The organism is Photobacterium minamisatsumaniensis (assembly GCF_050336695.1).
Classification (GTDB): Bacteria; Pseudomonadota; Gammaproteobacteria; order Enterobacterales; family Vibrionaceae; genus Photobacterium; species Photobacterium minamisatsumaniensis.
The window spans coordinates 72,416-83,152 of sequence record NZ_JAKJSI010000038.1; the positions used below are offsets into that span (position 1 = coordinate 72,416).

General features: G+C 41.1%; 12 protein-coding genes. 9 read left to right on the forward strand and 3 right to left on the reverse strand.

Features of this window, described 5'->3' with window-relative positions; all coding sequences use genetic code 11:
- The first annotated feature begins 178 nt into the window (after positions 1-178).
- The 3 genes from L4D78_RS20075 to L4D78_RS20085 are packed head-to-tail and all read left to right on the forward strand — an operon-like array spanning position 179 to position 2,499.
- On the forward strand, positions 179-979 hold the full coding sequence (locus L4D78_RS20075) for a DUF2189 domain-containing protein (protein WP_428468580.1): 801 nt from the start codon (positions 179-181) through the stop codon (positions 977-979).
- A complete protein-coding gene (locus L4D78_RS20080) occupies positions 976-1,824 on the forward strand; it encodes a glucosaminidase domain-containing protein (RefSeq protein WP_428468581.1) in 849 nt (282 codons plus the stop codon). Before L4D78_RS20075 ends, L4D78_RS20080 begins: the two co-directional genes overlap by 4 nt.
- 3 nt (positions 1,825-1,827) lie before the next feature.
- Positions 1,828-2,499: a DUF2987 domain-containing protein gene (locus L4D78_RS20085; protein WP_428468582.1), complete on the forward strand. Its 672-nt coding sequence runs from the start codon at positions 1,828-1,830 to the stop codon at positions 2,497-2,499.
- 74 nt (positions 2,500-2,573) lie between these two features.
- Here the strand turns inward: L4D78_RS20085 and L4D78_RS20090 are convergent, their stop codons facing one another.
- Positions 2,574-2,975: a hypothetical protein gene (locus tag L4D78_RS20090; RefSeq protein ID WP_428459279.1), complete on the reverse strand. Its 402-nt coding sequence runs from the start codon at positions 2,973-2,975 to the stop codon at positions 2,574-2,576.
- 393 nt (positions 2,976-3,368) lie between these two features.
- On the opposite strand from L4D78_RS20090, the gene pepT reads away from it, so the two are divergent.
- The 3 genes from pepT to L4D78_RS20105 all read left to right on the forward strand — a co-directional run bounded on the left by pepT (position 3,369) and on the right by L4D78_RS20105 (position 5,881).
- Positions 3,369-4,598: a peptidase T gene (gene pepT / locus L4D78_RS20095; protein WP_428468583.1), complete on the forward strand. Its 1,230-nt coding sequence runs from the start codon at positions 3,369-3,371 to the stop codon at positions 4,596-4,598.
- A gap of 182 nt (positions 4,599-4,780) precedes the next feature.
- Positions 4,781-5,185, forward strand: coding sequence for an MbcA/ParS/Xre antitoxin family protein (locus L4D78_RS20100; protein WP_428468584.1), 405 nt, complete (start codon positions 4,781-4,783; stop codon positions 5,183-5,185).
- Positions 5,186-5,881 carry an RES family NAD+ phosphorylase gene (locus L4D78_RS20105; RefSeq protein WP_428468585.1) on the forward strand — a complete coding sequence of 232 codons (696 nt, stop codon included), beginning with the start codon at positions 5,186-5,188 and terminating at the stop codon, positions 5,879-5,881. It abuts the gene before it with no gap.
- A gap of 59 nt (positions 5,882-5,940) precedes the next feature.
- Here L4D78_RS20105 and L4D78_RS20110 read toward each other — a convergent pair whose 3' ends face one another.
- The gene (locus L4D78_RS20110; protein WP_428468586.1) at positions 5,941-6,219 is read right to left on the reverse strand and encodes a hypothetical protein; all 279 of its coding nucleotides are present in this window, start codon (positions 6,217-6,219) and stop codon (positions 5,941-5,943) included.
- A gap of 142 nt (positions 6,220-6,361) precedes the next feature.
- Positions 6,362-7,849, reverse strand: a complete 1,488-nt coding sequence (locus L4D78_RS20115) for a carboxypeptidase M32 (RefSeq protein WP_428468587.1) — start codon at positions 7,847-7,849, stop codon at positions 6,362-6,364.
- A 327-nt stretch (positions 7,850-8,176) separates the two neighbouring features.
- On the opposite strand from L4D78_RS20115, the gene L4D78_RS20120 reads away from it, so the two are divergent.
- The 3 genes from L4D78_RS20120 to L4D78_RS20130 all read left to right on the forward strand — a co-directional run.
- Positions 8,177-9,346, forward strand: coding sequence for a serine hydrolase (locus L4D78_RS20120; RefSeq protein WP_428468588.1), 1,170 nt, complete (start codon positions 8,177-8,179; stop codon positions 9,344-9,346).
- Between the two features lie 205 nt (positions 9,347-9,551).
- Entirely contained in the window at positions 9,552-10,445 is an 894-nt protein-coding gene (gene ttcA, locus L4D78_RS20125; protein WP_428468589.1) for a tRNA 2-thiocytidine(32) synthetase TtcA, read from the forward strand.
- Positions 10,446-10,567: 122 nt separating this feature from the next.
- A partial coding sequence (locus L4D78_RS20130) for a transposase domain-containing protein (RefSeq protein WP_428468594.1) occupies positions 10,568-10,737 on the forward strand: 170 nt, incomplete at its 3' end.

A 10,737-nucleotide genomic window follows, 5' to 3' on the forward strand; every position in this document is an offset into this window, starting at 1 on the left:
GCTTCACTGTTCATTCATTGCGACCTCTTAAGCATAGATCATGTATTTTCTCGTTTTTTGACTTTTTGTAATAAAGGGGGTTTGCCAGCAATCAGTTAATAACACACATCTATTTTTATATCTGCCTCACCTAGCGTACAATCAGCAACCCAAATGTTTAAGATTTAGTGAAAACAGAATGAATAACAAAACTTTCCATGTAGGTGGCTCGGTTGAAAAGGCAGTGAAAGGCGAGAGCGAGCTGCAATCTTTAGCTGTGCTGCAAGAAGCGTGGCGGGTAACAGCCAAAAATATGCTCACTTTTTTGCCTGCGGTTATTGGGTTGTTTTTAGCGCAAGTGGCGCTATTACTGCTTGGATTACAAGTGCAACTTGGCAGTGCTAGCATGTTCTTTGACTCAATTATTCAAGGTGGAGAAATATCGGCCGAGGTAATAGAGGCGGGATACATGGCCAACTTTTGGTCTGATGTATTAAGCGCTCCCTTATATGCAGGGATAAGCTTGATGGCGCTTAATCATGCGGTTGGACTGCCGAGCAAACCTAGCCATCTAGTAAAAGGCTTCCCATTTGCCTTGGTTTCAATTGTCACTGTTCTGCTAACGTCGTCTTTGCAAGGTATTGGTAATGCATTGTTCCCACTTGTTGGGTTGTTTTTATCTATGGCCTTTAGCTTCGCGATCATTCTCGTATGCGAAAAGCGCATTACGCCATTAAAAGCAATACAGTACTCTTTAATGGCGACAGGTCGTAAGATTTTACCAATGACTGCAATCTTCATTGCGATTATGACGATGTTTATTATTTCTTTTGCAACTGCGGGAGTCGGCCTTATTTGGACCATTCCTTTTTTCTTCAATGCAAAAGCGATTATCTACCGTAATTTATTTGGTATTACCCTTCAGGTTACCACTGTGCAAAAAGGCAGTGATGATGACTCTCAATCTAAATCAACAGATTCAAAGGTTTTCGACGCGTGATAGCAAGAGCAAAAAACAGCGTAATAGCGATGGTATTATTGGGCGGCCTTACTGCCTGTGGAGAGACCCCAACGTCAGAAATGAGTGCGGAAATCTCGGAACAGGATCAGCTTAAAGCTGATACAAATGCCATTCTTGGTAAATTGACGCAAATGGAACAAAACAGGGGAGAGGCTATAGGTAAACCTGACTTTGCAAGCATTGCTGATGTAAACCAAAAGAAAACCGCATTTTTTGACTACCTTCGCCCGGCTGTCGAGCATGAAAATAGACGTGTTGAGAAAGAGCGACAATTTTTAGTGCAGCTCCAAAAGCTTATCCAGTCTGGCGATAAATTAGAAAGCGAAAAAGTATTTTACGCTAAAAAACTAGGTAAAAATTATAGCTATGATTTGGCTAGTGACATTGTCACGGAAAGTTGGTTAGAAGAAATGCTTAATCGAGTGGATGTATTACCCGAATCATTAGTGCTTAGCCAAGCCGCAAATGAATCAGGGTGGGGTACATCACGCTTTGCTGTTGAAGGTAACAATTATTTTGGCCAATGGTGTTATCGTAAAGGCTGTGGGTTAATCCCCGCCTCTCGAAAAGATGATGCCACACATGAAGTTGCCGTTTTTGACTCAGCTTATCTCTCTGTTCAAGCGTACTTTATGAATGTTAATCGTAACCGTGCTTATCAAGATCTTCGTGATATTCGAACGGCACAGCGGCAAGCTGGAAATACTATTGAAGGCTCTAAACTTGCAGAGGGGTTGATTCAATACTCTGAGCGAGGTCATGCTTATATCGAAGAAATACAAGCCATGATCAAGCATAACAATCAATATTGGCGCCAAGGATAAAGGATGAAGTTAACCCATTGGCTATTTGCTGGTTTATTTGCCAGCACTTCGCTACATGCTCAACAGGATGTTATTGAACCTGCAACACAAAAGATTGAGATGCGATACAGCACTCTATATGGCAAGTTAAAACAGAATGTTAAAGAAGGCCATGATGATGTAAAAATAGCCTTCTTCTTGTTAGATCAGCGCGATGGCAGCGTGTGTGAAATTCATAAAGCATCAATGAGAAAAGATGCACATTATGAAGAGTTATCTATTCCTGCCAGTAACGAAATGTCCGTACCCGTTGATAATAACTTACGCCAAGCGAATCCTGATGTGACTTTTGTAATTGATGAGGGCATTACATGCGATGTCTCAATGCAAGTCATCGCAAAAGGATCGTATGGCAATCAAATTAGTCAAACAGATGTTGCTGTACTTACACCTCAAATGAACCAGCTACTTTCTGATCTAGCTGGAATGTTTTCTGGTTGGTTTATGCCAGAAGTCGCCGGCATTGTGGTGCATTTTGCCGAACCGTTGAGCCAGCCTGTTACCTTTTCCAATGGCCAACAAGCAGAAATACAAGGTAAAACGCTGATATTACCGTTGTCTTCTCTAGGTGAAAATGAGCTGCTAACGCTTGAGCAGCCTGTTGTTAAAGTGACACCTTGGGTTCCAAGAGCGTAATTCGTTAGAGAATAAGTTAAAGCCCGGCTTGCCGGGCTTTTTTGTTTTTGGAAACCAGTTTTCGTGCTTAACAATTAAAAATTTAAATCTTGCTCTTTGGCCTTAACCCTTACGCCTCCCTTCTTATGTTCTGTTAGTTTTAAACCATTGCTACTTTCATAAGAAACGAACAGTTGTGCGTTGTTGCTAAGCCATTTAGATACTTCAGAAGTGATAATAGAGTTGGGTAAGTAACGTGATTGGCAATGTTGGTTGAAGGTTTGGTGAGCTTGGCGTTTAAACTCTGAAGCTATTTGTGGGTAGAATAAATTGAGTTTGTCTTTGCCTTCTTTAGTGCAGATATGCAGGTTAGCTTTTAATTTTCCTTGCCGGTAGTGCAATTTGAGTTTAGCGGGTATATTTCCATTTATAACTGGAATATTAATATCCGATGTTTGCTCAATTGTTTTATGAGGTAAAAATAGTGTTTCCAACATGAGAGGCCTCCTTGGCGATCTTCTCAAACGTTAAGTAACTGATCAATAAACCTATCTTATAGCCTCTCCTGAAATATATTCTTAGCGAACGTCACACAACCTGAATACTTGCTAAACAAGATGTGAGTTCTACGGCAGGGCGTCAAGTTTTTACAATTCGACATACTTTTTATTCATTTTCATGCATTGATAAGAGTGATAAAAGTTGCTGTTCACGGTGAACAAATGAATGAAAGTTCTGATAATGATGTGATTTACATAATAAAAACTGGTCTGAGTTCGAGATAAACCATATTAAATCCACAAAAAAATGATTCATCGCAATTCATTTTATTACTCATACCTTGATACTTATTAGGAATTTTATACAACAAAATACGCAAAGAGTGGCACATGGATAAATTAATTGAGCGTTTTCTTCGATACGTAAGCTTTGAGACTCAATCAAACCCAAGCAATGCCCACTGCCCAAGTACTGAAGGGCAGCGAGTTTTAGCACAAGAACTGAAACAAGAATTAATTGAGCTTGGCCTAGACAGTGTCGAACTTGATGAGAATGGTTATTTGATGGCACGCCTACCATCGAATGTAGACTACACCGTACCAGCAATTGGCTTTATTGCTCATATGGATACGGCACCAGATGCTTCTGGTAAAAATGTTATTCCACAAATTGTCGAAAACTATCAGGGCGGTGATATTGCATTAGGCATCGGTGATGAAGTGCTATCTCCTATTCAATATCCAGACCTAAAAAAATTACTCGGCCACAACATTATCACCACTGATGGTACAACACTATTAGGCGCTGACAATAAAGCGGGTATTGCCGAAATCATTACTGCCGTCGCTTTCCTGAAAGCAAACCCAGCGATCAAACACGGTGACATTTGCATTGGCTTTACACCCGATGAAGAGATTGGCCGTGGTGCTAACTTGTTTGATGTCGAAAAGTTTGGTGCGCAATGGGCTTATACGATCGATGGCGGGCCAGTGGGTGAGTTGGAATACGAAAATTTCAATGCAACGTCTGCAGATGTGATTTGCTATGGTGTGAATGTACACCCAGGGACGGCAAAAAATAAGATGGTAAATGCAATGAACATTGCTGCAAAGTTCCAACTTATGATGCCAGCCGAAGAAACACCTGAATGCACCGAAGGTTATGAAGGTTTTTATCATCTTAAATCGATAGAAGCAGGTGTTGCGCGAACGGAGCTTGGCTATATCATCCGTGATTTTGATCGTGAAAGACTAGAACAGCGTAAAGCGTTCATGCAGCAGAAGGTTGATGAGTTGAATACAGCGCTACCGAAAGGGCGAGTAGAGCTTGTATTAACAGATTGCTACAACAACATGCGTGAAATGGTAGAGCCTCACCCGCATATTATCGAATGTGCACGACAGGCAATGATTGAATGTGATGTACAGCCGCTTATCAAACCCATTCGCGGTGGTACGGACGGTGCACGTTTGTCATTTATGGGCTTACCTTGTCCTAACATCTTTACTGGCGGTTACAACTTCCATGGTATTCATGAGTTCATTACGATAGAAGGTATGGAGCAGGCAGTAAAAGTGATTGTTAAATTGGCAGAAAACACGGCTAAACAGTCACAGTAACAACATGGAGTCATGTTTCGATGCTTAAGCCAGTTCATATATGGACTGGCTTTGTTGTATGTCGGCTCCTAAAAAGTACACTCAACCTTCCTCTTTCGTTGATAACACCGCGTATCCATTAATTGGTATTACGAACCAAAGGTGCTACTCTGTCTATATATGGACAAAACGTAGGTGTGATTATGAGTGCCTCTAAAGCAGAACAGGCTCAGCAGCTGGTTAATGCAGGTAATAGCGTGTTGCCGGTGGTTTTTAATATTCTTGATAAGTGGTCATGTACTCAAGCCCAGCAAATGGCGCTACTCGGTATTAATAGTCGCTCGACACTCAATAAGTACCGTAGCCATCCAGATTCCGCAAAAGTTTCTAAAGATCTATTAGAAAGAATGAGTTATATCCTTAATATTCATAAATGTCTTCGCATCATGTTTACCGCGGAAGAAAGCGTGTACAACTGGGTACAAAAACCCAATAACCACCCATTTTTCGCTGGACGCTCGGCAATGGATATTATGTGCCAAGGAAAAGTTGTTGACCTGTATCAGGTTGCTTCACGGCTAAATGCATGGCGAGGTGGACGGTCATAAATGGACGTTATAAGTGTAAAAGACAGTAAGGTGTCGTTTAATGGTCAGCAGTGCTATCGTTTAATTCCGTCCAAGTATCCACCAATAAACTTGTATGAAGATGTCTGTGAACCAGAGCAGTTAGAAGCAATATTTGCGATAGAAGCTATTACCAATCCTCGGCTTTCAGAAGAAGTTGGGGATTTCAGCCGTATTCCTGCTGACGAGCGACTTGTTGGTATTCCACATTGCAGTTTCGTTATGGCAGCTTTTACTCATGTAAACCCTGATGGTGCGAGATTTAATACTGCAGATTTTGGGGCATATTATGCAGCACCAGATATCAATACCGCGATCAAGGAAACTGTTCATCATATGGAACGCGTGATGGGCTTCACCAATGAACCCGCACAAGATATTCAAATGCGCTGCATCGATGCTTGGTTTGCTGCTGAATTAGTCGACTTACGCCAGCAGGAAGCGCTTGATTCCGCCCTTTACCATCCAACGAATTACAATCAATCTCAAATGCTGGCATGCGATTTAAAAACAAGTAAAGCTGATGGTGTGGTTTACCAGTCGGTTCGACACCAAGGACATGACTGCTACGCATTATTTAAACCGAATGTTGTGACGAAGGTGTGCCAAAGTAAGCATTTTACTTATAAGTGGAACGGGGACTCGGTTAATTCTATTTTGGAAGTAAATTTAATCTAAATGGGGTCGGAGAGCTCACCAATAGGCTCTCCACAAATTTTATCCAGTATATTGATAAGCTATAGTTTTGGCTGGTTCTTTATCTCTGGATGCTTATCTATTTCATCTACTATCCAGTCATTTAAATGCTTTAAAATTGCAATAACTGCATGCTCTTTGGTTCCTTTCTCGTTATCTTTTACATCTAGTTGCTGTTTAGCGTGCAAACCTGTTTCATTTTCTGCAATGTGAAGCCAATCAGGGTGCCAGTAAAAGCTATGCCCTTGATCAGTAATCCAATTATGTACACCGCAGTCTTCACCCTTGTAATTTAAATCATGAGCTTGGTATTTCTTCATGACTTACCTCTGAGCTTTAATAGTCTTGAATAAAGTATAGAAGCTGACTCGATAGAGTATATGCCTTTTGCTTGTTGTCTTTACCTAATAAAAAAGCCGTTGCTTTAAGTTGCAACGGCTTAGTGGCTTAGCTGAAAATATTTTATGAGTTCAGGTAGCGTGTTTCTAAATGTGCTTTTAAATAGTCAGCATTTAAACGTTCGCCTGTTGCGTCAATTAGAAGTTGATCGGTTGAAACCGTCGATGCTTTCTTCCATACATGCTTATCTAACCAGTTGAAGATAGGTTGTAAGTTACGTTCGCGGATAAGATTTTCAACGTTCATTTCTTTGCGCATCGCAGCCATAAACTGCGCAGCATACATAGCACCAAGCGTGTAGCTAGGGAAATAGCCAAACGCACCGTCTGTCCAGTGGATGTCTTGCATACAGCCGTCTGTAAAATTACCTTTGGTTGAAATACCAAGGTATTCTGTCATTTTCTTATCCCATAGCTCTGGGATATCAGCGACTTCAATATTGCCTTCAATAAGGTCTCGCTCAATTTCATAGCGCAGAATAACGTGAGCTGGGTAGGTAACTTCATCAGCATCGACACGAATTAACCCTGGCTTTACGCGAGTGTTTAATAGGGTTAAATTTTCCGGCGTCAATGATGGGTCATCGTAACGCTTAAAAGTGTCAGCAGCTAAAGGCGCTAAGATATTTATAAAACACTCACTACGTGAAAGTTGCATCTCAAAGAATAAACTTTGAGATTCATGAACGCCCATTGAACGAGCAGCACCAACGGGTAAGCCGGCCCATTTCTTTGGTAGTCCTTGTTCATAACGAGCATGCCCTGTTTCATGAATAACGCCCATTAATGCCGACGTAAAGTCGTCTTCATCATAGCGAGTAGTAATACGAACATCTGTCGGAACACCGCCACAGAATGGATGCGTGCTCACATCAAGGCGGCCATGGTTAAAGTTAAACCCTAACTTGGTCATTAGCTCAAGGCTAAGTACTTTTTGTTGCTCGATAGGGAAGGGCCCTAACGGTTGAATAACTTCATCAGTAGACTGCTTGTCACGGATTTGGCTAATTAGAGAAGGTAGCCAGGTTTTAACATTGGCAAATAAGGCATCCAATTCTTTGCTTGTCATGCCAGGTTCGTATAAATCCAATAAGGCATCATAACGACTTAGACCTGTTGCTTCTGATCGTATTTGTGCTTCTCTTCGCGATAATTCAACAACAGCCTCAAGGTTTTTACTAAACGCTCGCCAGTCATTCTCTGGTCGCTGTGAGCGCCAGGCATGTTCACACTTCGAGCCAGCTAACGATTTCGATTCAACTAAATCTGCGGGTAATATATTAACGGCTTGCCAACTGCGTTTCATTTCTTGAAGGCTTGAGCGTTGTTCTGGTGAAAGTGACTCTCTTTTTGCCTGTTCAAACCATTCGGCAATATGCGGTGCAGTAGCAAGCTCATGGTGCATGACCAACAGCTCTGCCATTGCTTCTGAACGTGCTTGATTTCCACCTTCAGGCATCATTGCAGCCTGATCCCAACCGCAAATAGAAGCAAGGTGCTCTAACTTAGAAAGCTTCTTATGATGTTGTTCTAGTTTTTGATAGAAAGTCATTACCTATCCTTATGTTGACTTGTTTTGATATATGAAAATGCTGTATCACTACAGAATAGTGGTATTTCATAATTGTTAACAGTGCAACAGAAGTGCAGTCGATGGAAATTATGTGATTTCACTCATAATTTTCTGCGATGAGCGTAATAGAAATTTATTGAAACAAGATTGATATGAGTTAATTGTTACTTATGGGGTAGAATAATTGTCATGAGGCATGATGTAACGCTTTTTACATTATCGTAAGACTTCGTAAAGGTCACAAGATTTATGGAACCGGTTCGTTATACTGCCAACATCAACTTTATTGAAACTAGTAAAATGACTATGAAATTAAAGCGTACACTTCGTACAATCCTTGCCAGCTCAATCTTATTTTCGGCCTCTGCCTACACTGCACCCACAGTAATCCCTGATGCGCCTGCCTTAGGAGCTAAAGGTTATGTGTTGATGGATTACTATACTGGCAAAGTTTTAGTTGAAAAAAATGCACATGACCAATTGAACCCTGCAAGCTTGACCAAACTGATGACAAGCTATGTCGCGGGTCAAGAAATGAAAGTAGGCAATATTACAGAAAACGATCTGGTTGTGATTAGCCGCAATGCTTGGGCAAGAAATTTCCCAGACTCTTCCAAGATGTTCATTGAAGTGAATACTGAAGTAAACATGATGGATTTGTATCGTGGGTTGATTATTCAATCAGGTAATGATGCAAGTGTAGCGATTGCAGAGCATGTTGCTGGCTCCGAGGGCGCATTTGTTAGCCTAATGAATTCGTGGGCGAAGAAGCTCAACATGAACAATAGTTCGTTTTCTAACCCACACGGGTTAGATAGCAATGAACTGTACTCAACACCTTATGATATGGCGCTGTTAGGTCGAGCTTTAATTAATGACCTGCCAAATATTTACGCGTTGTACAGTGAGCGTTCTTTTACTTACAACAACATTACACAACGTAACCGTAATGGTTTACTTGGTGATCGCAGTTTAAATGCTGACGGCATGAAAACAGGTTATACAAGTGGCGCAGGTTACAGCTTAGCCAGTTCTGCGACTGATGGCGACATGCGCTTAATTTCAGTGGTTATGGGCTCAACCAGTACGAAGAGCCGAGAAGCAGAAAGCAAACAGCTACTTAACTTCGGTTTCCGCTTTTTTGAAACAGTTTCTCCACATAAAGAAGGTGAAGAAGTACTGAATGAAAAAGTCTGGATGGGAGCAACAGACTCGATCTCTTTAGGCACAATGGAAGATACCTATGTGACGCTGTCACGTAATGCAGCTAGAAATCTTCAAGCAACTGTTGAGCTTAATGATGAATTAGTTGCACCTATTAGTGAGGGTGAAATTGTTGGTAAGATCCTTTACCAAGTAGATGGTGACGATATTGCGGAAGCGCCGTTGATTGCTCTCGAATCTGTTGAGCAGGGTAGTTTATTCAGCCGTCTGATTGATTACATTAAACTTTTCGTTATTGGTTTATTTAAGTAATTTTTATCACTAACGAAGATAAAAGAGTCGCTTAGGCGACTCTTTTATCGTCTAAGCTATGCAACAGAGTGAGTTGTGATACCTGTTTTAAAGTGGGTATTTATCATCTTTATTTCACTCCTTATCAGAAAAACCGTATAATCCTGCCCCTGATTATCCAACAGTTCAACTACTGTCGATGCAGTTCGACATGTGAGAAGTCGCAATGAAACAGAACGATACAAGAAAAGAAACACTTGAATACAACAAACTTCAGAAACGCCTAAGAAGGAATGTTGGGAACGCTATTATTGATTACAACATGATCGAAGAAAATGATGTTGTCATGGCTTGTATTAGTGGCGGTAAAGATTCATTTGCGATGTTGGATATTCTTCTGGGGCTTCAGAAAGCAGCACCAATTAAATTTGATGTTGTAGCGGTTAACCTTGACCAAAAACAGCCAGGCTTTCCTGACCATATTCTTCCTGATTATTTTGAAACGTTGAATATCCCTTACTACATCGTGGATAAAGATACCTATTCTGTGGTTAAAGAAAAGATCCCAGAAGGCAAAACGACTTGTGGCCTATGTTCTCGCTTACGCCGTGGTACGCTATATTCATTCGCTGAGAAAATTGGGGCGACTAAACTAGCGCTAGGTCATCACATGGATGACATCGTTGAAACTATGTTCTTGAATATGTTCCATGGTTCTCGTTTAAAGGCAATGCCGCCCAAACTACGTTCAGATGACGGTCGGAATGTCGTTATTCGTCCACTGACATATTGCCGTGAGAAAGATCTGATTCAATATGCAGAGCATAAAGAATTCCCGATTATTCCTTGTAACCTATGTGGTTCTCAAGAGAATTTACAGCGTCAGAACATTAAAGCAATGTTGATTGACTGGGATAAGCAAACACCGGGCCGTGTTGAGAGTATTTTCAAGTCGATTCAAAATATTAGTCCAAGCCAACTTGCTGACAGAGAACTTTTCGATTTCATTAATTTACCTTTAGATCGTGAAGGTGAGAGAGAAGAGTATGCCTTCAGTGAAGCAACTGTTTCTTCGAGTAATATTGATGAGTCTATGTTCATTGATGTGACGAACGTGTAGCGCTCCTCTGAATTCGATATAAAAAAGGCAACCAATTTGGTCAATGCCGATCGTTTTAAGTAATTGAACGATCCTTAGAAGGCTTCATAATCGGTCTCAACATTGTTGAGGCCGATTTTTTTATGTCTGAGTTTTCTAGAGAGCTACAAGTTACTGCTGAGTTTTGCCAAGACCATCATATCGATGCATTTTCAAAGCACATTCCATTGGAATGGGTCCAAGAAGCTGTTAAGCAAACAGGCAGAGCCTCTGTTCGCAAAAGACGTTTTCCTGCCGAACAGGCTGTATGGCT

Excerpts from the sequence above, each read along its gene's own strand:
- L4D78_RS20085 (WP_428468582.1), top strand. The coding sequence starts at position 1,828 with ATGAAGTTAACCCATTGGCTATTTGCTGGTTTATTTGCCAGCACTTCG.
- L4D78_RS20105 (WP_428468585.1), top strand. The coding sequence starts at position 5,186 with ATGGACGTTATAAGTGTAAAAGACAGTAAGGTGTCGTTTAATGGTCAG.
- L4D78_RS20115 (WP_428468587.1), bottom strand. The coding sequence starts at position 7,849 with ATGACTTTCTATCAAAAACTAGAACAACATCATAAGAAGCTTTCTAAG.
- L4D78_RS20120 (WP_428468588.1), top strand. The coding sequence starts at position 8,177 with ATGAAATTAAAGCGTACACTTCGTACAATCCTTGCCAGCTCAATCTTA.
- L4D78_RS20075 (WP_428468580.1), top strand. The coding sequence starts at position 179 with ATGAATAACAAAACTTTCCATGTAGGTGGCTCGGTTGAAAAGGCAGTG.
- ttcA (WP_428468589.1), top strand. The coding sequence starts at position 9,552 with ATGAAACAGAACGATACAAGAAAAGAAACACTTGAATACAACAAACTT.
- L4D78_RS20100 (WP_428468584.1), top strand. The coding sequence starts at position 4,781 with ATGAGTGCCTCTAAAGCAGAACAGGCTCAGCAGCTGGTTAATGCAGGT.
- L4D78_RS20110 (WP_428468586.1), bottom strand. The coding sequence starts at position 6,219 with ATGAAGAAATACCAAGCTCATGATTTAAATTACAAGGGTGAAGACTGC.
- L4D78_RS20090 (WP_428459279.1), bottom strand. The coding sequence starts at position 2,975 with ATGTTGGAAACACTATTTTTACCTCATAAAACAATTGAGCAAACATCG.
- pepT (WP_428468583.1), top strand. The coding sequence starts at position 3,369 with ATGGATAAATTAATTGAGCGTTTTCTTCGATACGTAAGCTTTGAGACT.